General features: G+C 59.4%; 22 protein-coding genes and 1 pseudogene. 19 read left to right on the top strand and 4 right to left on the bottom strand.

The annotated features are described in order from the left end of the window. Nucleotides 1–48 precede the first annotated feature (48 nt). From RPS27_RS02890 to RPS27_RS02880, 3 genes are all read left to right on the top strand, one after another. Complete coding sequence (locus RPS27_RS02890) at nt 49–1,401, top strand: MFS transporter (RefSeq protein WP_128930054.1); 1,353 nt, start codon at nt 49–51, stop codon at nt 1,399–1,401. A 46-nt stretch (nt 1,402–1,447) separates the two neighbouring features. Beyond that, a complete protein-coding gene (locus tag RPS27_RS02885) occupies nt 1,448–2,644 on the top strand; it encodes an L-talarate/galactarate dehydratase (RefSeq protein ID WP_373291656.1) in 1,197 nt (398 codons plus the stop codon). 83 nt (nt 2,645–2,727) lie between these two features. Then, nucleotides 2,728–3,978 carry a beta-propeller fold lactonase family protein gene (locus tag RPS27_RS02880; RefSeq protein ID WP_164933592.1) on the top strand — a complete coding sequence of 417 codons (1,251 nt, stop codon included), beginning with the start codon at nt 2,728–2,730 and terminating at the stop codon, nt 3,976–3,978. Nucleotides 3,979–4,061: 83 nt separating this feature from the next. Here the strand turns inward: RPS27_RS02880 and RPS27_RS02875 are convergent, their stop codons facing one another. The 3 genes from RPS27_RS02875 to RPS27_RS02865 are packed head-to-tail and all read right to left on the bottom strand — an operon-like array spanning nt 4,062 to nt 7,700. Next, complete coding sequence (locus RPS27_RS02875; RefSeq protein WP_128955144.1) at nt 4,062–5,357, bottom strand: glycerate kinase; 1,296 nt, start codon at nt 5,355–5,357, stop codon at nt 4,062–4,064. Between the two features lie 9 nt (nt 5,358–5,366). Continuing rightward, nucleotides 5,367–6,443 carry a tartrate dehydrogenase gene (locus tag RPS27_RS02870; RefSeq protein WP_128930057.1) on the bottom strand — a complete coding sequence of 359 codons (1,077 nt, stop codon included), beginning with the start codon at nt 6,441–6,443 and terminating at the stop codon, nt 5,367–5,369. A gap of 27 nt (nt 6,444–6,470) precedes the next feature. Then, on the bottom strand, nt 6,471–7,700 hold the full coding sequence (locus RPS27_RS02865) for an MFS transporter (protein ID WP_371825248.1): 1,230 nt from the start codon (nt 7,698–7,700) through the stop codon (nt 6,471–6,473). Between the two features lie 216 nt (nt 7,701–7,916). Here RPS27_RS02865 and RPS27_RS02860 point away from each other — a divergent pair, with 216 nt between their 5' ends. Next, a complete protein-coding gene (locus tag RPS27_RS02860; RefSeq protein ID WP_128930059.1) occupies nt 7,917–8,834 on the top strand; it encodes a LysR family transcriptional regulator in 918 nt (305 codons plus the stop codon). Between the two features lie 608 nt (nt 8,835–9,442). Next, nucleotides 9,443–9,697 (top strand): hypothetical protein, encoded by a 255-nt coding sequence (locus RPS27_RS02855; protein WP_232995554.1) that lies wholly within the window; start codon nt 9,443–9,445, stop codon nt 9,695–9,697. A 443-nt stretch (nt 9,698–10,140) separates the two neighbouring features. Here RPS27_RS02855 and RPS27_RS02850 read toward each other — a convergent pair whose 3' ends face one another. Next, complete coding sequence (locus RPS27_RS02850) at nt 10,141–11,046, bottom strand: LysR family transcriptional regulator (protein WP_128955145.1); 906 nt, start codon at nt 11,044–11,046, stop codon at nt 10,141–10,143. A 442-nt stretch (nt 11,047–11,488) separates the two neighbouring features. On the opposite strand from RPS27_RS02850, the pseudogene RPS27_RS02845 reads away from it, so the two are divergent. The 14 genes and pseudogenes from RPS27_RS02845 to RPS27_RS02780 all read left to right on the top strand — a co-directional run bounded on the left by RPS27_RS02845 (nt 11,489) and on the right by RPS27_RS02780 (nt 24,229). Next, nucleotides 11,489–12,473, top strand: a pseudogene (locus RPS27_RS02845) (pyruvate kinase). Nucleotides 12,474–12,705: 232 nt separating this feature from the next. After that, entirely contained in the window at nt 12,706–13,683 is a 978-nt protein-coding gene (locus tag RPS27_RS02840) for a LysR substrate-binding domain-containing protein (protein ID WP_128930062.1), read from the top strand. Then, entirely contained in the window at nt 13,673–15,340 is a 1,668-nt protein-coding gene (locus RPS27_RS02835; protein WP_128930063.1) for a GspE/PulE family protein, read from the top strand. The genes RPS27_RS02840 and RPS27_RS02835 overlap by 11 nt, the downstream gene beginning before the upstream one ends. A gap of 4 nt (nt 15,341–15,344) precedes the next feature. Continuing rightward, on the top strand, nt 15,345–16,559 hold the full coding sequence (locus RPS27_RS02830; protein WP_128955146.1) for a type II secretion system F family protein: 1,215 nt from the start codon (nt 15,345–15,347) through the stop codon (nt 16,557–16,559). A gap of 20 nt (nt 16,560–16,579) precedes the next feature. After that, nucleotides 16,580–17,050 carry a type II secretion system major pseudopilin GspG gene (gspG, locus tag RPS27_RS02825; RefSeq protein WP_128930065.1) on the top strand — a complete coding sequence of 157 codons (471 nt, stop codon included), beginning with the start codon at nt 16,580–16,582 and terminating at the stop codon, nt 17,048–17,050. Then, nucleotides 16,932–17,504 carry a GspH/FimT family pseudopilin gene (locus RPS27_RS02820; RefSeq protein WP_313753858.1) on the top strand — a complete coding sequence of 191 codons (573 nt, stop codon included), beginning with the start codon at nt 16,932–16,934 and terminating at the stop codon, nt 17,502–17,504. The genes gspG and RPS27_RS02820 overlap by 119 nt, the downstream gene beginning before the upstream one ends. Continuing rightward, on the top strand, nt 17,482–17,880 hold the full coding sequence (locus RPS27_RS02815) for a general secretion pathway protein GspI (RefSeq protein ID WP_128930067.1): 399 nt from the start codon (nt 17,482–17,484) through the stop codon (nt 17,878–17,880). Before RPS27_RS02820 ends, RPS27_RS02815 begins: the two co-directional genes overlap by 23 nt. Beyond that, on the top strand, nt 17,877–18,611 hold the full coding sequence (locus RPS27_RS02810; RefSeq protein WP_128930068.1) for a general secretion pathway protein GspJ: 735 nt from the start codon (nt 17,877–17,879) through the stop codon (nt 18,609–18,611). Before RPS27_RS02815 ends, RPS27_RS02810 begins: the two co-directional genes overlap by 4 nt. Nucleotides 18,612–18,693: 82 nt before the next feature. Continuing rightward, nucleotides 18,694–19,557, top strand: coding sequence for a general secretion pathway protein GspK (locus RPS27_RS02805; RefSeq protein WP_164933593.1), 864 nt, complete (start codon nt 18,694–18,696; stop codon nt 19,555–19,557). Next, entirely contained in the window at nt 19,554–20,627 is a 1,074-nt protein-coding gene (locus RPS27_RS02800; RefSeq protein WP_128930070.1) for a PilN domain-containing protein, read from the top strand. The genes RPS27_RS02805 and RPS27_RS02800 overlap by 4 nt, the downstream gene beginning before the upstream one ends. Further along, nucleotides 20,605–21,162 (top strand): type II secretion system protein GspM, encoded by a 558-nt coding sequence (gene gspM, locus RPS27_RS02795; protein WP_128930071.1) that lies wholly within the window; start codon nt 20,605–20,607, stop codon nt 21,160–21,162. Before RPS27_RS02800 ends, gspM begins: the two co-directional genes overlap by 23 nt. Next, nucleotides 21,159–21,758, top strand: coding sequence for a hypothetical protein (locus tag RPS27_RS02790; protein ID WP_128930072.1), 600 nt, complete (start codon nt 21,159–21,161; stop codon nt 21,756–21,758). Before gspM ends, RPS27_RS02790 begins: the two co-directional genes overlap by 4 nt. A gap of 460 nt (nt 21,759–22,218) precedes the next feature. Beyond that, nucleotides 22,219–23,496 carry an MBL fold metallo-hydrolase gene (locus tag RPS27_RS02785; RefSeq protein WP_128955148.1) on the top strand — a complete coding sequence of 426 codons (1,278 nt, stop codon included), beginning with the start codon at nt 22,219–22,221 and terminating at the stop codon, nt 23,494–23,496. A gap of 82 nt (nt 23,497–23,578) precedes the next feature. Beyond that, entirely contained in the window at nt 23,579–24,229 is a 651-nt protein-coding gene (locus RPS27_RS02780; RefSeq protein ID WP_128930074.1) for a DUF1007 family protein, read from the top strand. Nucleotides 24,230–24,305 lie beyond the last annotated feature (76 nt).

Below are 24,305 nucleotides of genomic sequence, written 5' to 3'. Positions count from 1 at the left end.
CGTGATCGGCGAGAGATCGATCCGGGAAAACCTCGACGGGAGGATCGTATGTCAGGGAGCAGAGTGGCGCGCTTCCAATTTCGTTTCGTGATCTTGGCACTCATCACGATGTTGCTGGCACTAAGCAGCGGCGATCGAGCGACGCTCTCGATCGCGGGCCCCAATATGTCCAAGGCTCTTGGCATCAGCCCGGTCGAACTCGGCTGGATGTTTTCCGCTTTCGCATGGGCCTACGTGCTGGCTCAGGTGCCCGCTGGCTGGATCACGGACAAGCTCGGCGCAAAGCTCAGCATCCTGGTCGGATTGATCCTCTGGTCGGTCGTCACGTTCCTGATGAGCGGCGTGGCCTGGCTCGCCTATCCGTTTCTGGCCATGCTCGCCTTGCGCTTCCTGCTTGGCGTGTTCGAATCTCCAGTCGGGCCGGCTGCTGGGCGCATCATCGCTGCCTGGTTTCCATCGAGCGAGCGCGGCATTGCCGGCGCGATCTTCAACAGCGCGCAATATGTCTCCCTCGTGATCTTCACGCCTTTGATGGGCTATCTAGATCATCGCTTCGGCTGGGAGCACATCTTCACTGTGATGGGCGTCCTAGGGCTCGCATTCTCCGCCCTCTGGTTCGTCACGTACTATCCGCCTGCTCAACATCCAAAAGTCGCGCCAGCTGAACTCGATCACATTCGCTCTGGTGGCGGCCTTGTCGACCTCGGCGCAGCTCCTGTGCGCTCCGCCGAGCGCGGTCCAAAATGGTCGGATCTGGCCGAAGTCTTCCGCAGCCGCATGCTCGTCGGCATCTTCCTCGCGCAGTACGGCATTACATCCATCACCTGGTTCTTCGTCTCCTGGTTTCCGAGCTATCTCGTCAAGGCCCGCGGCTTTTCGGTACTCGACGCAAGTTTAGTGGCGACCATCCCGGCCATCGCCGGCTTCGTTGGCGGCGTCATGACCGGCTTCTTCTCAGATTGGCTTCTTCGCAGGACCGGATCGCTAAGCACCGCGAGGAAGACGCCGATTACGATTGGTCTGTTGATGACGATGCTGATCATCGGCTGCAATTACACAGACTCCACCACGTTGATCCTAGTCCTGATGAGCGCCGCCTTTTTCGGCAAGGGCTTTGGATCGCTAGGTTGGACCGTAGTGGCCGATACCGCGCCAAAAGAAGTCATCGGGCTGACCGGCGGCGTCTTCAACGCGATCGGTAATACTGCCGGCATCACGACCCCGGTTGCGATCGGCTACATCCTTGCAGCGACCGGATCCTTCAATGGCGCGCTGCTCTATGTCGGCCTCCATGGCCTACTCGCCATTATCAGCTACTGGGTCATCGTGGGCCCGATTCAACGTGCCGTCATTCAGGAAAGGCCCGAGCTTCCTCGCGCTGCGCCAATACCAGCCGAATAGACGCCGGGCCGCAGAAGAGTATTCAACGACGAAAGAGGACGAACAGATGAACTTTATGCAAAACACGACACGCATCATTGCCAATCCGCTAGCTGCGGGACTTGCGCCCGGCGAAGCCACCACCGATCGAATCGCATGGGTCAAGCTATCGCTGGTTTTCCTTCCACTTGCCGCACCGATCAGCGACGCGAAGGTGCTTACCGGCCGCCAAAAGCCGCTCACGGAGATCGCGTTCCTGTTCGCGGAGATCGAAACCGAGCAGGGCCATAGTGGCATCGGCTATAGCTATTCGAAGCGCGCGGGAGGGCCCGGGCAGTTCGCTCATGCCAAGGAAATTGCCGGTGAACTTATAGGTGAGGATCCCAATGACATCGCGCGCATCTGGGACAAGCTGGTCTGGGCCGGCGCTTCCGTCGGGCGTAGTGGACTGTCAACCCAGGCAATTGCCGCCTTTGACATTGCGTTGTGGGATCTCAAGGCCAAGCGAGCGAAGCTGCCGCTGGCCAAATTGCTCGGCGCCCACCGAGATTCGGTTCGCTGCTACAACACATCCGGCGGCTATCTCTCCATGCCCATCGAGGAGGTCAAGGAGCGCGTCTCGATGGCGCTCGAAAAGGGCATCGGCGCCATCAAGCTCAAAGTCGGCCAGCCCGACCCGATGGTTGATCTCGCCCGCATCGAGGCAGTGCGCAAACATATTGGCGACGTACCGCTGGCGATCGATGCCAATCAGCAATGGGACCGCACGACTGCACTGAGGTTTGGTCGCATTGCCGAGCAGTTCAGCCTGACCTGGATCGAAGAGCCGCTGGATGCTTACGATTACGAAGGGCATGCCGCGCTCGCCAAGGAGCTTGCAACCCCGATCGCCACGGGTGAGATGCTAACAAGCGTCGATGAACATTACGAGCTGATCCGGCACAATTCGGTCGACTTCATTCAGCCAGACGCCCCCCGCGTCGGGGGCATCACCCCCTTCCTGAAGATCCTCGCGCTTGCCGACCATAAGAAGCTGCAGCTCGCTCCCCATTACTGCATGGAGATCCACCTTCATCTGACGGCGGCTTACGGCCGCGAGCCCTGGGTCGAGCACTTCGAGTGGTCGGAAGCCATGTTCAACGAGAAACTCCATGTCGTGAATGGACGCATGATCGTGCCAAACCGACCGGGCCTCGGCTTCAGCCTCTCGGATCAGGCTCGGGCATGGACTCGCGCCACTCACGAAGCCGGAAAGCGGCCCTAATAAACAGAAGGCTGGTCCGGCCCCGCCGGCCCAGCCTTTTGAGGCCGAGTAGACTTAGCAGCACGTTACGAGGAGTTGAACGCATGAACCGCGCAGTGTCACTCAGCCGCCGTACGTTTGTAGGCCTCCTTGCCGCAGCGGGGCTATCGCCACGAGCAGTTGCTGCGCAGAACACAGCTCGCGCGGTCCTCTACGTCGCAGTTGGGTCCGAGCTGATGTGTTACGAGGCCGACGACACGAAGCTCGCCTTGCAGAAAATTGACACTATTCGCGTGCCAGAGGCGGTTCAGTACGCCTGGAAGCATCCATCAAAGCCGCTGCTCTACGTGGCTTTTAGCAACCGGTATACCTCCAAGGCTGACGACCGGCACGGGGTCGCGGTCTATGCGATCGATCAAGACACGGGGCGGCTGCAGCAATTTGGAGAGCCTGTCTTTCTCAAGAACCGCCCAGTTAACCTCACGCTCGATCCGGCAGGGCGCTATCTGCTTGTTGCTTACAACATGCCGTCAGATCTGACCGTCCATGCGCTCGGGGAGAACGGCTCCATCGGAGTTGAAATCAAGCAGTCCGGCTCAATCGATGCCGGCATCTATGCTCACCAAGTCCGTGTCTCACCGTCTGGCAAGCTCGTCGTGCTTCCGACGCGCGGCAACGATCCGGGCGCCGGCAAGCCCGAAGATCCCGGAGCCCTGAAAGTCTTCCGATTTGAAGCGGGGCAGCTTTCGCATGAGACTTCGATCACTAAAGGAAACGGACTTGGCTTCGGCCCGCGGCACGTCGACTTTCATCCGGAAAAACCGTGGATGTTCGTATCGATGGAACGCAACAACCAGCTGCTGGTCTATGGGACGAGTGACGAAGGCATCGATCCTAAGCCGCTGTTCGAAAGATATACTGCTGAAAACCACGAAGCTAGGCTACCGGTCCAGTTCGTCGGCCCCATCCACGTGCACCCCAACGGCCGGTTCGTCTATCTTGCCAACCGCTCGGACGGAACGATCGATTTCGCGGGCCGAAAGGTCCATGGGGAGGGAGAAAATACTGTCGCCGTGTTTTCGATCAATCCCGCAAGCGGAGAGCCGACGCTCATCCAGACCATTGATACCCTGACCTTCCATTGCAGGACATTCTCAATCCATCCGGCCGGACGAATGCTGGTCACAGCTGCGGTTGCGCCGCTTGACGTTCGCGACGGTGGCGCCGTTCGGACGGTTCCAGCAGGGTTGACAGTATTCGACGTCGCCGACGATGGCAAACTGAACTTCGCTCGCAAATACGAGGTCGATATCGGCAAAGATTGGATGTTCTGGTGTGGAATGGTTGCTCTCTGAGCATGCAGCTCTGCACGACGCGCTCGCGGGAGCTCTCGCACGAGCGGGCGCCTTATGTAGGCGAACGAACGAGCTTTGCCAGCTTACGACGTCTGTTGCCTAGTCGGCGCAATCAGAACGGCCCGAATGTCATTGACATTTGTGAGAGTGGGACCTGTTCGAACGAGATCACCAAGACGCTCGAAAAAGGTGTAACTATCGTGAGCCGTCAGAAGCGCGCGGGCATCGAGCTGGCTCGCAGCGGCGCGATGCAAGGTATCTGGCGTCACCAAAGCGCCGGCGGCATCCTCCGTTCCATCAATCCCGTCACTATCCCCGGCAATGGCCCAAATGCCCGCCGCTCCATCAAGGGCCACCGCAAGTCCGAGCAAGAACTCGGTATTGCGACCACCACGACCTGCTCGGCCATGACCGATGCTAACTGTCGTCTCTCCTCCTGAAAGCAGAACGGCCGGCGCCTTTACAGGATGCCCGTGCTGAGCGACCGACCGGGCAATTCCGGCCATCATGGTACCGAGCTCTCGGGCCTCCCCCTCGATTGCGTCCCCAAGTACAACAGCGCTCAATCCCTCGCGCTTGGCGAGCTGCGCTGCAGCATCAAGGGCCGTGAGTGGCGCGGCGATAATACGGACATCTTCGGCAATGTCCCCAGGCTTCGCCGTATCTTGTCCGCCGTCTAGAACGGCTTGCGCAGAGTCGGGCAGCTTGATCCCGAAACGGCGAACGATCTCGCGCGCATTGGCCTTCGTGCTGGCATCCGGCAGCGTCGGGCCGGAGGCGATCGCAGCCGGATCGTCCCCCGGAATGTCTGAGATCACGAGGGTGAGGAGGCGCGCAGGGCGCGCTGCAAGCGCCAGCCGACCGCCTTTGATCGCCGACAGGTGCTTGCGCACCACATTCATCTCCGCAATCGTCGCCCCGCTCGCGAGTAATGCCCGGTTTACCGCTTGCTTGTCCGCGAGGGTCATCGGAGGGGCGGGAAGGGCCATCAGTGCGGACCCGCCACCGGACATCAACGCTAGGACCAGGTCATCCTTCGTCAGCCCTCTGACCGCATCCAGCATCCGCAGCGCCGCGGCCTCGCTCGAGTGGTCCGGGACGGGGTGCGACGCCTCAAGGACTTCGATCCCGCCCGCCGGCACCGCGTGCCCGTGCCGCGTCACAACGACCCCCGACAATTCGACGTCGGGCCAGGCCGCATCGACCACCGCAGCCATTGCCGCGGACGCCTTGCCGGCTCCGACAACAATACAGCGTCCGCTGGGCTTTGGCGGCAGATGCGTCGTGACGGCTATGCGCGGATCAGCGCTCGCGATTGCGGCATCAAAGAGTTGCCGCAGCAAGCTGCGAGCCCGTGCGTCGGTCCACACAGCGGACATTGGGGGGCTTCACGCGTTTTCCGCTTGGATCGCGCTCACGACAGCGTCTGTCACCTTGCGGGTGTTCGCCGATCCTCCAAGGTCTGGCGTATGCAGTTCGGGGTTGGCGGTGACGCGCTCGATTGCCTTCATGAGCCGCTGCGCGGCTGCATTCTCCCCCAGATGCTCAAGCATCATAACCGCCGACCAGAATGTCCCGACGGGATTGGCAATGCCCTTGCCTGTGATGTCGAAGGCGGAGCCATGGATGGGCTCGAACATCGATGGGAATTTGCGCTCGGGATTGAGATTGGCGGTCGGGGCGATGCCAAGCGAACCGGCAAGGGCAGCGGCAAGGTCGGACAGCACATCAGCATGGAGATTGGTAGCCACGATCGTATCGAGGCTCTGCGGGCGCATGACCATGCGCATCGTCATGGCATCGACCAGCATCTTGTCCCACGTCACGTCAGAAAACTCGCGCGCGACCTCCGCTGCAATTTCATCCCACATGACCATTGCATGCCGCTGTGCATTGGATTTCGTCACGACGGTCAACAACTTGCGGGGACGAGACCGTGCAAGGCCGAAGGCAAAGCGCATGATCCGCTCCACACCGGCGCGCGTGAACATAGCGACATCGGTTGCTGCCTCCAAAGGAGATCCCTGATGGACCCGTCCGCCGACGCCCGCATACTCGCCTTCCGAATTTTCCCGAACGATGACCCAGTCGAGCTCCTTGTCCTTGACGGCACGCAAGGGCGAGGTGATGCCGGGAAGGATGCGGGTCGGACGCACATTCGCATATTGATCGAACGGCTGACAGATCGCGAGCCGCAGGCCCCAAAGCGTGATGTGGTCCGGAATTTCTGGGTGCCCTGCGGAGCCAAACAGGATTGCATCGTGATTACGGATCAGATCGCGCCCGTTTTCGGGCATCATGCGGCCATGCCGCTTATAATATTCCCCACCCCAATCAAAGTGGTCGAAGTGAAAGGTGAATGCCCCATCGCGCTTCGCCAGCGCCTTAAGAACTTCGACGCCGGCATCCACAACTTCGGAGCCGATACCGTCGCCTGGGATTGCCGCAACGTTGTAGGTCTTCATGAGAGATATCCTTCCTCTTCCGTATGATTAGTGCGCGACGGCCGCCTGATGGCGGCCGATCGAGCGCGCGAGCAGCAACGTCAGCGTGGCGGACAACAACAAGAGTGCGCAGACGAAATAGAGCCCGCCCTCGAAGCTGCCGGTGAGGTCCTTGATCCATCCGATCATGGCCGGACCGACGAAGCCGCCGAGATTGCCGATGGAGTTGATGGTTGCGATGCCGCTCGCCGCGGCCGGACCGGCCAGGAACAGTGTCGGCATGCTCCAAAGCGGCGGCTTGGCGGCGCTGATGCCGACGTTCACCAGCACCAGCGCAGCGATAACTGAAGCAACGCCAGTCGACATGCCTGCCAGCGCGAGCCCGGCCGCCGCAACGAGGCAAGCGATGACTACATGCCACGTCCGTTCGTTGGTGCGGTCCGAATGCCTTGACCACAGATACATGGCCACCACGGCGATCGTCGGCGGGATCGCATTGAGCGATCCAACCGCCATATTCGACAGGCCGAAGCCTTTGATGATCTGCGGCGCCCATACCCCCAGCGTGTACAGTCCCGCCGACGTGCCGAAGTAGACGAGGGACAAAGCCAGAACGCGTAGATCCGTCAGTCCCCGCCAGACGCTATGGCTCGCCGACCCTGCCTTGGCCGCCCGCTCCGCATTCATGGCCTCGACCAGCCAGGCCCGCTCATCATCGGCAAGCCACTTCGCCTGTTCCGGCCGATCCGTCATGAATCCGAGCACGATGAACCCAAGCACGATGGCGGGTAGCGCCTCGAGGAGAAATAGCCATTGCCACCCCTTAAGGCCGAACAAGCCGTGCAACTCCAGAAGAGCGGCCGAGACGGGCGATCCGAGGACCGTTGAAAGAGGCGCCGCTGCCATGAACAGAGCGGTGATCCCGGCACGCTGGCGCGCGGGAAACCAATAGGACAGATAGAGGATAATTCCTGGGAAGAACCCAGCTTCGGCCGCGCCGAGCAAGAAGCGAAGAACGTAGAAGCTTGTTTGCCCTTGGACGAACGCCATTGCCCCGGATATCAAGCCCCAGGTGATCATGACCCGAGCGATCCACAGTCGGGCTCCCACCTTGTCCAAAATGATGTTGGAGGGCACCTCGAACAGGAAGTAACCCCAGAAGAAAATGCCCGCACCAAATCCGTATACGGAGGAGGAGAAACCAAGATCCTTGTTCATCGTCAGCGCTGCGAAGCCGATGTTCACTCGGTCGATAAACGCGACGAAGTAGAGTAGCATCACGAATGGCACGATCCGGTAAGCTACTCGACGGATCGTGCGCTTCTGAACCTCGTTCACCACCTTGGGCCTCCTCGTTTTTCGGCTGGCGCCCCGGCTGGCAGCCATGCCTTTTATCTACGGCCAGCCTAGAAGGAAGAGACGGCGTCACTCAATACGCCCTTATTTGTACAAAAAAATGGTATAATGGCTCGGATTCGACAAAAGGGCCTGCTCATGGAGCTGCGTCAATTGAGATGTTTCGTCGCCGCCGCCGAGCAGCTGCATTTTGGCCGCGCGGCCCAACACCTGCAGATGCTACCTTCCGCCTTCGGCCGCCACATCAAACTCTTGGAAGAGGATCTTGGTACGCGGCTGTTTGCAAGGACCACGCGAGCCGTCTCTTTGACCGACGACGGCGCGCTACTTCTTCGGGAGGCGCGCATCATTCTCTCAAAGGTCTCGACCGTGGAGGCCGTCTTGCGCGGTCGCTCGCGTTCGGTCGGAGCCCGGAATCTCAAGGTAGGCGCCATAGACAGTGCTGCGGCCGGGCTTATGCCGCAGCTGTTGCGAGACTTCCGCGCGAAATACCCCGACGTCACCGTTCATCTTCTGGAGGAAAAGACGTTCCGGCTGCTTCCCAAGGTCCTTTCCGGAGCGCTCGATCTCGTTTTCATCCGTCCTCCGGAGAAGATGGACCGAAGGCTCGAATGTAAAACTCTGCTCATGGAAACCGCAGTGGTCGCCCTTCCCCGCAGGCACGCGCTTGCACGTAACGAATGTCTGTCGCTCTCGGCGATCGCTCATCAACCGATGATCGTTCCTGATCGGCGATCTCGGCCCCACAGCCACGACTTGACCATGAAGCTGTTCGAGGACGCCGGGCTGACGCCCCGCATCGCTCAGCTCGCCGATGAAAAGCAGACGATCGTGAACATGGTTGCGGCTGGACTGGGACTGGCCGTCGTCCCCCGCTGGACCTCTCGCATGGCTGTTGCGGGCGTTCGCTTTGTTCCGCTCAAGCTGGAGCGCTTTGGAGCAGTTGGACGGCTTCCGCTCGCTGCAAGTTGGCTGCGTGGTTCCCGCGATCCTATTCGCGATACGCTTTTGACGGTCCTCGAAAAGCGGTTGCGGTCTTATGCCAAAGGTGCCTGATGATTCTTGCAGAAAGCCAGGCGCCGAGCTCCGATGCGAGCGCAAATGTCAAGCTCGCCGGTCCGAAAGTGTTTGAACCGTGTTCGGTCGGGTACCGATGGTCATCGTTGAGCGCATCTGGAAAGGGAGGCAAGGAGCACGAATACTCATGAGCCGTCGATTGTCGAGGCATCCTGCAAGCCCACTTCGCGTGCGTTTCGATGTTCATCAGCGCGATCCAAGTTGGACGACCGATCGGGGGTGCGATCCGCTGCTAGCCCCCGAGCCGTAACTATTGCGTTTCACAAACACCTCTGTTCGACCGCGACGGTCGAGGAATGCAGATGACCGAGGCAAGCCTTCTCTTGCACCGGAGCGCATCTCAGATCCTGCGTGACCTTGCCGGTTAGGAAGTCATGGCCGACGGAAAGCATCTCACCAGTGATGTCATCATCGGTGCTACCCCGTCCGTCATTGCATTGGCAGGCGCGGAGCTGATCAGGGCCTACCGGGAGCGTCTGCCCGAGTACGCCCGCACTTGCTAGAGGGACGTTGACGCGCTCGATCGACGTCGCGTTGGTCCACGTCTTCAACCAGAAAGCCCACGCTTAATCAGCAAGCGCCTCGCAGTGGAGCGGCTGTTCGCAATCGGGCCGCCAGAAATGTTCGCCGGCGATCCGGTCAGCCCCGCGAGCCTGCTTGCTATACTCTTTCCCTCTGCTCAAAATCCGATTCGAAGCCTTCTCGACGCCGGTGCCGCGGGCATCGATCTGTCGGTGTCGATTGTGCTGGAGATCGACACGATGATTCCTCTAAAAGACCTCGTCCGGCAGCGCCTTGCCCCGGCGTCCTCCCGTTCTGCGCGGTCAGACATGAGTTCGTGACGGAACTTTGAGCGCCGGCTCAATCGTCAGGCCGAAATCAGAAGGGATCTGGGCCTTATCTGCCTTGCGGATCCGGCCGCCGACGCGCGTCGCCTCCGAGCTGATTGCCCGCTTCGGTATATCCTGCGCAAGATCGTCTCCGGAAAGAGAGGACACGGTTTCGTCGATCCGATAACCGCCTAAGATAGTAGGCCCCTAAATATACAGCGATGGCGCGATGAGGCGGCGCTCCACCAACTTTGGAAGCACAACAAAACCAAGATCCGCGGTGTCTATAACGCGGCCGCTTGAACCCCATGGGCTTCTTCCGAATCTACCTCGAGTGGCCCGAAATGATGTAGCCTTCCGGCCCGGTGGTTTTCCCAGTCTGCCTAACTCCCAAAAAAACGCCCGCCATAGGTGGCGGGCAGTCTGCGGGAGAGAGTAGTGCGATCGGGTGCGACTCAAGCTTCCTTTGCGTAAGCTGCAAGATCGGCCCGCAGCATCTTCAATATGTCGTCTCGGATGGGATCCCTGGTCCCGCGCGACCAAGCAGCCGCAAGGGGAAGTTTGTTCATGTCCGACGCCACGAGCCGGACATAGCGAACCCCGCGGCTCGCCAGGCGCGACGTCCAGCTAGGTACGATAGCGATCCCCAAACCGGCCGACACCAGGTTGACGATCGTTTGCTTTTCCTCCGCAATCTGAGCAATCCGGGCGTCTAGCCCGGCTTCCGCAAAGAGCTTCATCGTTAGATCGTGGCTATGAGGCCTGGACCGCCGTTCGGGAACGATCAGTGGCTCGTTCTTGAGATCCGCAACCTTGACCATCTTCCTCGACGCAAGTCGATGATGGTGCGGAAGGGCTACGACGGCTGTCTCAAAGAAGAGAAATAGAAACTCCAGCCGCTTGTTGGCGTCTTTTGGGGGGCGCACGAAGGCGAGATCAAGCCGTCCGGTCAAAAGGCGCGGCAACAGACGAATGGTCTTATCCTCGACCAGTTGAATCGTTGCATCAGGCCGACGCTTGCGAAAGTCTTTAAGAAGTTTCGGAATAAGTCCGGCGGCAGCACTGTCGATGGCACCAACGCGTATGATTGTTGCCCCTTTGCGCGAGCGCGTCCGAAATCTGACCGCAAGCGCATCGGCTTGCGTCAGCAGCGCACGCGCATCTTTAAGCAAGACAACACCGTCGTCCGTCAGCGCGACGTTTCGCGTCGTGCGCGTCAGAAGCCGCGTGCCGAGATCCTCCTCCAGCAGCCGAACAAACCGCCCCAGGGCCGAGGGAAGCATATTCATTCGTTGCGCCGCTCTTCCGAAGTGAAGCTCTTCGGCTGTTGCTACGAAGCAGCGCAGTTGTTGCAGGTCCATCAGTTCCTCCGTACGACGACGATAACATCAAAAACGCCGGTCTTATTATGTCATTCTTTTGTATAAACGATTGGAGATTGAATCCGCTCTGCCTTGATTGCAGCGTTTTCTCGATAGCGCCGTCGATGCGCAGAACAATCAAACGCCGATCGGGCCAGGAGCCCATCCGGCTTGACGAACGATCTGGAGGTCCGGTTTGCGAAAGTGATGCTGCTCTACTTGGCTGGGACGGAGACGCCGAGTGCGCCAGGCACGATCGTGCGCCGAGCGCGCTAGGCCAGGCACATGCGGCACACTTCGATCCGCTCTTGCCTCGCGGCCCGCGATAGCAACGGCCTTCTTGATCGCGTCGGCGCTCTCATTCGCATCGATTCGATACGCACGAACGTCGGCAATGTCAGGGCTGTTTGATGGGCGGCCCCGCAATTTCGCGAGGTAAAACATGCATCGTCGGCGAGCCAAGATTATTGCGACCGTCGGACCCGCCAGCCGTTCGCCAGAGATGCTCGCGGCATTGGGCCAGGCGGGCGGATACGTTCCGACTTACAGGCAGATCACGCAAGGCGTCATGGCGCAATTCGTCAACTCGAACGAAGATTCAGCCGCCCTATTGGTATTCTTCAGGACTTGCAGGGGCCAAAGATCCGGGTTGGTACCATAAGGAATGGCAGATTTTCCCTCAGTGCCGGTGACGCCGTTCGCTTTGTTCCGTCGGTCGGCGTCCGGGCATATCGATGACATCGTGCGCCTCTCCGATGGGATAGTGATCGCGCGCGTTGATCTTGGCGTCGCAATTCCGCATGCGGAGGTTCCCGGCCGACAAAAGGAATTGATCCGATCGTGCCGCCTCGACGCTCAATGGTTGCTGCGCCGACGCCGACACGCGCCGACACTTCGGATGCGGCCACAGCGATCTATGGCGGAGCCGACGCGATCATGCTGTCCGCGGAATCTGCGACCGCGCAATATCCGTGCGAGGCCGCCACCAACATGAGCCGCATAATCGAAAGCACCGAGCGACATAAAATGTATCGTTCGATCGTCAATGCGTCGGAGCCGGACGAGGAGCAGACCGCCCCGACCGCGGCGGCTGCGGATCTCGCAACGATGATCGGAGCCTCAGCGATCCTCGCCTTCACCTCGAGCGGTACGACTGCAACGCGCATCGCGCGCAAACGTCCCAAGGTACTGATCCTCGCGATCACACCGGAGGAACGGGTCTCGCGCCAACTATGCCTGTTGTGGGGGCGCCCACGGCATGAAGTCCCCCAACATAAGCTCCTACGAGGAGATGGTCGAACGCGCGACGCAAACCGCTCTCAACGTGAACTTTTGCGGAGAATGCCGATGTCATCGTCGCCGTGGCCGGCATACGTTTCGGCGATGCCGGCACAACCAATAATTTACGCGTGGTGACGATTGCTTAAGCGCTTCGCCGCCATCCTGGCCGCCCCCTTCCTCTAACCAGCTGACGTCGCAGCGCGGCCTATGCCGTTTGCCGGCCCAACCTTGCGCAACTGCCCAGCAGATCACGTCCTCGCAAGAAATTATTCTAATCGTTTGTATATTATAATGAGCATTGAGGTCAGCGAGCCAGTGACCTTAAGATTATAGATTAGCGGGCGAATAAGTTCCGTTTTGCAATCGGGAAACGTCGGGGTGAAACCATTAGCACAAGATCTTGAGGTGTTTATCGTTGCGGCGCGGCGGGGAAGTTTTGCTGCGGCGGCGACAGAGTTAGGTGCGTCGCCTGCCTACGTCAGCAAGCGCGTCGCGCTACTTGAGCGGGCACTCGGACGCGTGTTGTTCCTGCGTACCGCTCGACAAGCGGTGCTCAGCAGCGATGGGGAAGTGTTGCTGTCCAAAGCGCAGCGCGTTCTCGATGCCTATGCGGATTTTGTAGCTGACGGTCCTGAGACCGATTCCGTCGCCCGCGGCAGCGTACGAATTACGGCAAGCTCGGGTATTGGCTGCAATCATGTCGCACCACTTGTATCGGAGTTGGCGCTCCTACACCCGGAATTGGATATTCGGCTGGAAATCGTCGATCGGAGCGTGGATCTGGTTGAGGAGAATGTCGACATTGACATTCGGGTCGGCAGGGTACGCGAGCCTCACTTGCTCGTGCATCCTATTGCGCAGGGAAGACGCATTCTCTGCGCGGCTCCCAGCTATCTCAATCGACGCGGCATGCCGGAGGAACTCGGCGATCTCGCTGGACATTCGTGCCTGGTCATGCGCGAACGTGACGAGGTGTTCGAGCGCTGGACTTTGCATGGTCCCATCGGGATGCGCACCATCAACGTCACCGCTGCCCTCTCCACCAACCATGGCGATATCATCCGCAATTGGGCGATTGCCGGCCGTGGGATAATGCTGCGTTCTTATTGGGACGTGGCCAAGGGGCTCGCGAATGGCCAATTAGTCCACGTGCTTCCCCTCTGGTGGCAGCCGGCTGATATATCTGCCGTCACCAAAGTCCGCTCAAGCAGTGTGTACCGATATTATCTTTGCGTCCGCTATATTCGCGAGCGGCTCCGTGACGGGCCATTCGCACTTGCCACAAAGCGATGGCCCGAGACTCCAGGTGAAACAGAGCTCACACTTGAGGAGGCTCCCGCGCTTCATGAGGCCTGAAACCGTGACTGAGTTTGCAGAGCGCCTTCGGGGCGATGCGCATGTCGCAGCCGGCATGGGCGGCCTTGTCGCCGAAAAGCTCACGCTGCGCCAGCTTTTCGAATCGTCCGACCTGTCGGCCCAGGAGTTTGCCGACGCGGTCGCAGCCTTTTTCAAACATGACCGTGCGGCTTTAGCCGACCTCTTGGCTGGGACGAGCTTGGTCGAACACTTCTCGCCTCGCTTCCTCCGGGAAATGACGATTTTTCCGTATCAGCTCGCGAATGGACGCGCCGTGATTGCCCTGTTCGATCCCACGGACACGGCAGCGATCAGCGCCGCGGAGATTGTACTCGGCCCCGCGGTAAAGGTCGCCATCGCGTCGTTTGAGGACATTGATACCGCGCTCTCTCAGCGCCTTAGCGAAGGCGAGACCACCGCAGCGAATAGGGATAATACCATCGCTGTCCGCGAGGAGGATATCGAAAGCCTCCGCGACCTAGCTAGCGGCGCGCCGGTCGTCCGTGCCGTCTCCGAATTGATCGAAAAGGCCGCCGAGCTTCGCGCCAGTGACATACACATTGAGCCTTTCAGGACGGAACTGGCAGTGCGTATGCGGGTTGATGGCCTGCTTCGCCATATCCCCTCACCATCCCATGTACTCCCACAGGCCATAGTCTCCCGCATCAAGATCCTGGCGGGTCTCAACATAGCCGAGCGCCGATTGCCTCAAGATGGCGCCGCGCGTGTCCAACTTGGGCGAGCTGAAATGGATTTGCGCGTCGCTATCATGCCGACGCAGCATGGTGAGTCTGCCGTCATTCGGCTTCTGCCCAAGGAGCGGGGACTCCTTGCGATCGAGAAGCTCGGCTTTGCGCCCGACGACGAAGCAAAGCTCCGCGCAGTCCTGACGCTCCCGCACGGTCTCATCGTGGTCACCGGACCAACCGGCAGCGGTAAAACCACGACGCTTGCGACCGTGCTCGGCCTCCTCAACGAATCCTCCCGGAAGATACTGACGATCGAGGATCCGGTAGAATACGAAATCAAGGGCATCAATCAGTCCCAGGTAAACTCTGCTATCGGCCTGACTTTCGCGAAGGCATTGCGCGCTTTCGTGCGGCAAGATCCGGATGTCATCATGGTGGGCGAGATCCGTGATGCCGAGACAGCGGAAGTAGCGATCCACGCTGCCCTGACCGGGCACCTCGTCCTGACCACGCTGCACACCGAAACCGCTGCGGCCGCCGTGCCGCGACTGCTGGACCTCGGCGTCGAGGCGTTTCTGTTGAGTTCAACCCTCCGTGCCGTGATCGCGCAGCGGCTGGTGCGGCAGCTTTGCGACCGGTGCAAAACAACGAGCCGGCTCGAGCACTCGGAGTTTGCGGCCGATCGGCGGTACGCCGCGATCGGCCTTCGGGTTGGTGATGAAGTTTACAAGGCAGGCCGATGCGAGCGTTGCGGCGGAACGGGCTACCGCGGCCGCGTTGGCCTGTTCGAGGTCCTTGAAGTGGCCGATGAGGTTCGTCAGCTGATGAATGCGCACTGCGACGCCGTGTCGATTGATCGAACAGCGGTTCGATCTGGAATGACCACCATGATCCAAGACGGCCTCGCGAAATGCCGAGCCGGCGTCACGTCGCCCGCGGAAGTTCTCCGCGTAACGACCATACGATAACGTGATGCAAACCTTTCGCTATCTAGCTATGACCCAGAGCGGTGAGCTCGTAAACGGTATGATCTCCGCGTCCACCGCGAAGGAAGTTTTCGCGCGTATCGAGTATCTCGGTCTCGTTCCGATCGAAACAGTCGCTCAGGACACTAAGGTTGCGGTCGCTCATATCGCTGCTGGTTTTCTTGGGCGACCACGCGCCGAAGACGTGACCATCTTTACACGTGATCTTTCTTTGCTGCTCAAGGCGGGCGCGAGGCTTGACGATGCACTGGAGTTGTTGTGCTCAGATGACGACATCGGCCGCCTGCGCCCGATTGTGAGTAAACTCCGCGTCGCAGTGCTTGCGGGCGAAAGCTTCGCTGAAGCCGTCGGCAAATATCCGAGTTGCTTTCCGCCTATCTATGCGGCGCTCGTGCAAGTCGGCGAAACGTCCGGGAAGCTCGGCCACCTTCTCGATATGCTGGCAAGCGAGCGCGCGCGCACGGAGGCCTTGCGCCGAAGAATTACTGATGCGCTGCAATATCCTGCATTCGTGTTGCTCGCTGCATCCTGCGTGCTGGCATTTTTTGTTCTCGTGGTACTGCCACAGTTCGGAGCTGTGTTGCGCGATTTCGGCGCCAAGCAGGACTCGCTGATTGTCACGGTGCTTGGCGTTTCTGAATGGACGCGCTCCAACGGTCTGGCGATTCTTGGAGTCGCAGGGGCCGCCATCTTTGCAGCCTATGCCGTCCTCCGCCGGCCCGTGATCCGGTTCCGGCTGCTCGCAACACTGATGCGATTGCCGGGCCCCAGTTCGATTTTTCGGGCCTACCAAACTGCGGTGTTCTGCCGCAATCTCGGCATCCTTGCTGGCAGTCAGGTACCTTTGACCACCACCCTGCGCATCCTCGTCGATATCATGTCCTTTTCGGGCGATGTTCCCGCCTGGACAACCGCGGCTGATCAAGTACGACACGGCGCGAAGCTTTCTGACGCCCTTTCCCAGTCAACGGTCTTGCCCATGATGGCGATCCGCATGATCCGCATTGGCGAAGAAACCGGCCAGCTGCCAATACTCGCCGGGCGCATCGCGGAGTTCTACGAAGCCAAGCTACAGAGGAGTCTTGACCGGCTCGTCGCCGTTATCGGACCGGCGGCCGTGATCGGCATTAGCGTGGTTGTCGGCGGTCTCATCGTTTCCATTATGACGGCCCTGCTGTCTATCACTCAACTCGTATCGTGATCTCAAAACAGCGAGCGCAAATGACGCTTATCTCATCCCGCGCAATGGCCTGGCGGCGGCGGTCGTTCGCAGCGGGCGAGAATGGATTCACCTTGGTCGAGATGCTGGTCGTCATTACGATCATCGGGCTGATCATGGGACTGATCGGCCCCCGCGTGTTGAACTATCTCGCTGAGTCCAAGGTCAAGACGGCCAAGATACAAATCCGCAGCCTCGCCAGTTCGCTCGATCTCATGTTTCTCGACACGGGACGCTATCCGTCATCTTCGGAAGGCCTTAACGCCCTGGTAAAACCCGCAGCTTCGATGGCCGGATGGCACGGTCCCTACATCGATGGAAATAGCCTACCGAACGACCCGTGGGGTAGGCCCTATGTTTACCGGTCGCCCAGTGGGAACGCCAAGTTTGAGATCATGTCCTACGGGGCTGACGGGCATGAGGGCGGTGCGGATTCTGCCGCCGATATCTCGTCAAACAGCAATGAGAAATAGCCCGGAAGCACAAAACGGATTTACTTTGCTTGAGATGGTCTGCGTGTTGTCCATCGTCGCAATGCTGGTCGGTATCCTTCTGCCACGGCTTTCGCCTGGAACGTCGCGGCCGCGGCTCGAGGCATCGGCACTCGAAATCGCGTCCCTATTGAAGATCGACCGGAACGCGGCAGTTAAGAGCGGGATGCGCGTGCTGACCAGAATCGACGCGAGCACCCGGCGCCTGCAATCAGGTTCGAACGGCAGCGTTCTCGTGGTACCGGACGATGTGACGCTGGACGCACTATTGCCACGGGATTGCGAAGGACGACCCGCCCTTTCGACCATAAGTTTTTTCCCGAGCGGGTTCTCGTGCGGTGGCACGCTTAGACTCTCGCGTCTGAATACTGTCTACGAAGTTCGTGTGAATTGGCTTACGGGGGGAATCGAGATTGTGCGCGTTCCGGCTGTGTAATGCCTCCCGCAGCGTCGCGGGGTTTACGATCGTCGAGGCATTGGCCGCTCTCGCGATCGCCACCGCCATGCTGGCGGCGATCGGCTCGCTCATGTCGACCAGCATAAAAGGCGCGCGGAGGATTGATGATCGCATGGTCTTGGTGGAGACGGCGCGCACTCTGGCGGCAGCATTGCCGCCGCGCGGCGACGCAACCACGGGCGTAACGTCGGGTGAACTCAACGGCATTGTCTGGCGCGTCGATATATCGCCCTTGCTCAGGACAGCGTCCGACAAGCAGCAATGGGTGCCGAAACGGGTCCGGATCCAGGTTAAATCTTCAGCAGGTACGAGCTTCGCCCTGGAAACTGCGCGTCTGGGCCGGAGGTCGCAGTGATAGCCCGGGATCACCTCTCCCAAGCCTTGCACCGCGCGAGTATCGCGGGGTTCACGCTGTTCGAAGCTCTCGCGGCGATCGTACTTATGGGGATTGTTGTTTTTTGTCTAAGCACAATCGCGACGCATTGGCTACCCAGCTGGGATCGTGGCCTGGCGCGCGCGCAACGCGCCGAGCTTATTGGCATCGCCCTTGACCGTTTAACCGCCGATCTTGCGGCATCGCAGTTCATTTCCGCCAACGGCGGAAGCAAAAAGCCGCTGTTCAACGGCACAGAAGGATCTGTCACTTTTGTGCGCACGGTTACAAGCCCCAACGCCAAGTCGGGCCTCGAGATCGTTAAAATCGAAACAATCAAGGACCCTACTGGTCTCGTCCTCATACGCTCTTCGAGGCCCTTCGTCTTGTTTGAAGGTGCGATTGACCCGTCTGGCTTTGGTAATCCCGTCGTCCTGCTGCGATCGCCCTATCGGGCCGAGTTCGCCTATGCGGGACCCGGCGGCGTGTGGAAGGCGAACTGGCTGAATGTCGGCCACTTGCCGGCCGCCATCCGCCTCACGGTCCAAGATCACACCCTTGGGGAGGCGAGGGTAATCTCGACCACGACGCTTATTCATGTTGACGCGCCTGCACTATGCATCAGCGGAAAGAGCACGGATTGCACGGGAGAGCCCGACACTAGTCCCGATACGGCTCCCGCAGCGGACTCTCTCGAGAGCCGTCGGACCTGAGGCCACAATGATATTTTGCAATCCGCAGGAAGGACACTTATCTGGGGGGCGGGAGGGCTTTATCCTCATTGCGGTCCTCTGGATGTTGATTGCACTCGCGACACTTGCGTCCATCTATTCGATTTACATAGGCAGTTCTTCCTGGTCGAGTTCGGTGATCGAGCGCCGTCTGCAAGCCGATCAATTGGTGTCAGCCAGCCTTAATCTCGCGACCCAACGCCTTGCTGTGGCAGACCAGCGCGATCGACCTACGCATGGCCACTTCAGCTTCCGGCTAGGCCAAGCCAACGCATCGGTCAGATTCGTTTCCGAAGCGGCCCGGCTCGATCTCAATCAGGCCCCGCGCGAACTACTATCGAGTTTCTTCATAGCGATCGGCGCATCGGAGGAGGATGCCCCGCGTTTTGCTGCGCGGATTGTTGGTTGGCGAGAGCGCTTAAGACCATCCGATCGCGCTAATGAAGCGCAGCTTTACCGCGCCGCCGGCCGCGGCTATGGACCGCGAGGCGCTCCCTTCGCACATGTAGGAGAGTTATGGTTAGTTCAAGGTCTGCCGCAGGTCATCATAGAACGAATGTTGCCTCTGGTGACCGTTTACAGCGGCAGGTCCGATATTAACGTCTTCGACGCGCCGCCCGAGCTTGTTGCGGCTTTGCCTGGCATGACCCTAGATCGTCTGAATGGTTTTCTTGGCCAACGGCAGCTCGTGGCTCCCAGTAAGGACGCTCTAGTCCGACTGCTCGGTTCAGATCAAACCGCCGCGACCGCCGATGCAAGTGACGCGTTCCGGCTGGACATAAAAATAGGGGGCGCAGGGGGATGGAATAGCTGTGCGGAAGCGGTCATCTTGCTACAGGGTCCGGACGATCCTTTTCATATCCTTGCCTGGGATGACAGTTTGCGCGGTGACTGTCGTCAGGGCATGGCAACGGCGAACCCGCCATGATCCTGTTTAATTCGATAGCGGCAGGCCTCGCTTCGTGGGTACAAGCCGTGGCGTCCGAAGTTTCATCGCTCTCGAACGGCTTGCGCCGACGCTCGCAGGTTCGGATGGTGGAATTCGAGAAGGATCAATTCACCCTTCATCTCGTGACCGACCCCAAAAACGCGAAAGCGCCTGACCACGCGCTCGCGGTCCTGGAGGGAGCGGTTGCTAGCCCAATCCCTCCAGCATGGAAGTTAGCTCTGACTGGAAGTCAGCTTGAACTTGTCCTTCACCCGGCGCGATTTCTGTTTCGCCCGCTGGATTTGCCGAGGCGCGCTGCCGAATATGCGGCGGGTGTCGTGAGGTCCCAAATCGACCGACTAACCCCGTGGGATGTGCAAGAAGCGGTCTATGGTTGGAGTGCTTCACCTGACGAGACTGGCGACCGCATTCAGCTGACAATCGCTGCCACGCCTCGCGCTAAGCTAACGCCCTTGCTCGATGCTATCGGATCGCTTGGGACTTGGTCAATCCTGGTCTCCACGTCACGTTCGAACGTGCCAATTAGGATCGTTGAGACACAAATACACGGACCGACCGATTTCCGTCGTGTTCGTACGTGCCTGATGGTAGTTCTGCTGTTAAGCGGCTTTGCTGCCACTTCGTCGCTTTGCATTTCAGCGCTCATTTCGGACGGTTTGGCCCTGAGACGGGAAGAACTCTCTCGAAAGATATCGGTGCTCACAAGAGCGTCGCAGAATGTTGTTGCCGAATCCGCTTTGCGAGAGCTCGAACAACAGAAGCGCAACACTCCTTCGCCCGTAATGGCGATTGAGGCGCTGTCGGATCTACTGCCAGACAACACGTTCCTAACGGAGCTGCGTATCGATCACGCGAAACTACAGATAGCGGGCCTTACGAGCGACGCCGCATCGCTCATCCGCCTGATCGAGCAGTCGCCCCAGTTTTCACACGCGATCTTCTTCGCTCCAACCACACGGTCTGAAGGAGCAACCAAAGAGCAATTCCACGTCGAGGCTCAAATCAACCCCGCATTCGCCGCTATCCATGAACCAGACCTACCGCATTAGACGCTACGTCAGCGCCATTCCGTTCGTTGCCACAATTTGTTACGCGGCAATGACGGGATTTCTATTGCTGATCACGGGCTGGACGGCGTTGGACCTGGCGGAACAGCATCGTACGCTGGCGAACGCGAACGAAATGTTCGACAGGTTGCAGTCACAACAGCGGGCGGCCCGCAGCACGAACGACGGGGCGCTCGCTGTGAGTCCACCAGTTGTCGAAGGTCCCACGGTCACAGTCGCGGCCGCCGTGGTGCTGCAGCACGTTTCTGCAGAAGCGACGCGGATGGGAAGCAACATCTTATCGTCGCAGGTCGATCTGCAGGACGCAGGAGCACAACACGGGATCGTCAGAGTCTCTGTCGATCTCGAGATCGAGCAGCCGGCCCTTCAAGGCCTCCTTTACGAGCTGGAGGCGGGATCGCCCTTCCTGTTCATCGATCAATTGGTCATACAGGTACCCGAGTCGTCGACAAGACACGCCGCGACGAAGGTGCGCGTCGCAATTGTCGTCTCCGGATGGTGGCGGAGTGTCAAATGAAGTGCCCCCTCACGATTCAAGCTCTCGCGCTGGCCTTCCTGATCTTGGCAGTCGAATCGGGGAGGCGGCCTGCCGAGGCGAGTCAGACTTCAACGGCTACTGGCCTGAATCCGCCAGTGTCGCCCACAATGGAGTACCTGCTTGCGAAGGAGCCATTCGAGGCTACCCGATCGGAGCATAATCCCATTGCCAAAGTCCCCCTTGCGCAGCTCAATAAAACGCAAGAGCGCCCGCTATTCTCTCCGTCACGCCGCCCTCCGTCTCTGCCGCCGCCGAACGCGCCCACTATCCCCGTTGTCGTCGCGGCTCCCAAGCCGCTCGAGCCTGAGCTTCCGCCATTTGAACTCGTGGGCACGATAACTGGGGGCGCCGACAGCATCGCCGTCTTTGTGAATCGCGCGACTGGCGAGACGGTGAAGTTGCGGCAGGATGAAGTTCAATCAGGATGGACGTTGCGCGACATCGGAGCGCGTGAAGCCACGCTTTCGAACGGCGAGAACATCAAGGTTCTGGCTCTCGCCTTGCCCGGCACGACCGCAGATCCGGCGCCTGTGGAAGCCAGCACCGCTTCAATACGGCATCCTGCGAAGCGTTAAGGGTAAATGCGATTATGTTAGCGGATCAATCGCAACCGCCAAGTGTGCCGCGCTGCGATGGGTCGCCTTCAGGTACACCGACACGACGATCTCGTAGCCGCTCGTGCCATTGCGTGCAATGCCGCAGACCCTACGTTGCAGCGCACAGAGGCAATTCATCTTGACAAGCAACACTTCGTGTCGCTCGACAACACACCTCAGATATTGATGTCCGTCATTCAGTCCCTAGCATCGCGAGAAAGCGCCTTATGAACCGCTTTTCGTTTGGCGCGGCTGGCGGGGGACTTTCAAACATCAATGGCCCGATCCGATCTGTCGCCTATCTACTCGGAAACACGAGCGAGGCTTTTCGAGATGGCGACCTTCACTCTAACGATTGAACAACCGAAAGAGGAACCTTTATATGTTACGCAGGAACTCAATCCCAACCAAGTGTGCCTTGGCTTTGGCCGCGACGCTCATGGCAGGTTCGGCGTTGTCGACCACGGCTCACGCAAACAATGGCGACTTGATCGCAGCGCGTCAGAAATTTTTCGGCGACGAGAACGTCGATCCCGAGTCCGGGCGGGTCAGTCCCGACAAGGTCATCTTGTCGTGGCTCTCGAATTCAACTCTGGCGGCTTCCATTGCCGGCCACGTTTTGCTTTTGGACACTTACGTCACTCGGCTCGAAGTTTCGCCGGGCCGCACGCCCTTCGTTATCGGCGATTTGGTTGCTCTCAAACCAGAAGGCCTTCTAATCGGGCATGGTCACTTCGATCACGCGGACAACGCGGCCTACATCGCTGCGATGACCGGCGCGAAACTCTACGCCACCGCGGAAACCTGCGTTGCCCTGCAAGCCGATTTCGCGCGCGAGCAGGCCGACCCGGCGATTCAAGGTAATCCGGCTACGGCGTTTCCTCACAAGGCGTCGATCTCCTGCAACACGGTCACGACGACCGGTTCGGTTCCCGGCACCCAAATTGTCAAACTGGACTTCCTGGAACCGGACGCCTGCGTAATCGCCTTCCGACACTTGCACTCGGTTGCAGTCCCGGTCGACCCGACCTGGCCGCGGGCACCTAATCCGTCCGTTTATTATGCGGTTGACCCGCGCGATCCGGGGCTGTTTCCGGCCGGAACGCCGCTTGCGCCCGGGAAAAGTGGGACGCTGCCTGGGCAGATCAACATTGCTACCAGCGGCAGTGGTGGTCCGGGTGGCCCTATTCCGCTGTTTTTCGATTTTGTGTTGCGCGAAGGTCGTCACTTCACCTTTGCTTGGTATAACTCGTCGGGAGCACTCAAAGAAGGATTGGGAAGCGGGTGGCCCAACGGCACGCCAGCTGACGGCCAGCGTATCACGAACATCCTGAAGAGTTTACCGGCCACCGATGTGGATGCCGGTACGATTGCGACAGCCAATTTCGATAACAATTCTTATCGTGATCCCTTCGCGTATATTCAAGCGCTGAACCCGAAGATCTTCATTCCGTTGCATCTGACCACCGGGTCGACCTTCAAGGAATCCATCTCGCCCGCCGTTTACGGCGGATACCTGGATCAAATTAAGCGCCTCGGCCTGACACTCGATCAATGGCCAGACACACGATGGCTCGTTGATCCCGAAGATTACGCAAAGCCCATCGTCTACGACATTCGGGACCCGCGCTGGGACAATCCAAAGAAGCTGCCCGCCATCAAGCATTATTGCGGTTCTGATCCAGACGACCACCACGACGACCACGGGAAGCCGTGACCACCGCGCCGACGGCTGCTCGAAAAGAGGAGCCGTCGCGCCCTTCCACGATCCGCGCGCCGGATGCAACTGAAATGATGCAATGAAACGCTCTCTGATTTGGTTCGTAATCGTCGCAACGCTGTGTGTGTGCATCCACGCAAGGCACGTCGACGCTCATCCGGATATATTGGTTCACATGCATGATGCGGTTATCTTTGATGGAAATGGCTCTATCAGCGGCGTCCGCGTATCTTGGACCTACGATAGGGAAACGTCGGTGACGGCATTGCGAAGTAGCGGCCTCAACGAAAGCGCCCCACACCTCGGGCGTGACCAGCTTGATCCGCTGGCCAGGGCGACGGTTAATTCGCTGCGCGCGTCTGACTTCTATACGTTCGCGCGCGTCAATGGCACCAAGCAGCCATTCGATGGCGCATCCGATTCATGGCTCGAGTGGGATGGATCGGTGCTAACATTGCATATGGCTCTCAACTTCAAGCAGCCCGTGAGCAACAGCAATTTCACGCTCGAGCTCTTCGATGAAACAGACGAGATCGAGTTCGATTTCCAAGAAGGAGACGCCGTCATCATGACGAAGGCACCCAAAGACTGCGCGCTCGTCGTCGCACGGCCAGGCGATGCCGCCGCTCAACGGGAACTTCTCGGCGATGCTTATCTCAATCCCAACGTTCAACCGGTCGGTTGGGATGCGCAATACTCAAACAAGGTTTCGGTGCGATGTCTAAGTTAGAGGCAATTACAGCCTTGCTCAACCGAATGAAGTCGCCGCTCGACGCTGAACAAGCTGTCTTATGAGCGATTTCGCG

It is taken from the genome of Bradyrhizobium sp. WYCCWR 12699, from assembly GCF_032144035.1.
Taxonomy (GTDB): domain Bacteria; phylum Pseudomonadota; class Alphaproteobacteria; order Rhizobiales; family Xanthobacteraceae; genus Bradyrhizobium.
The sequence above is the reverse complement of the archived record's forward strand: the minus strand, read 5'-3'. Positions and strand labels throughout refer to the sequence as shown.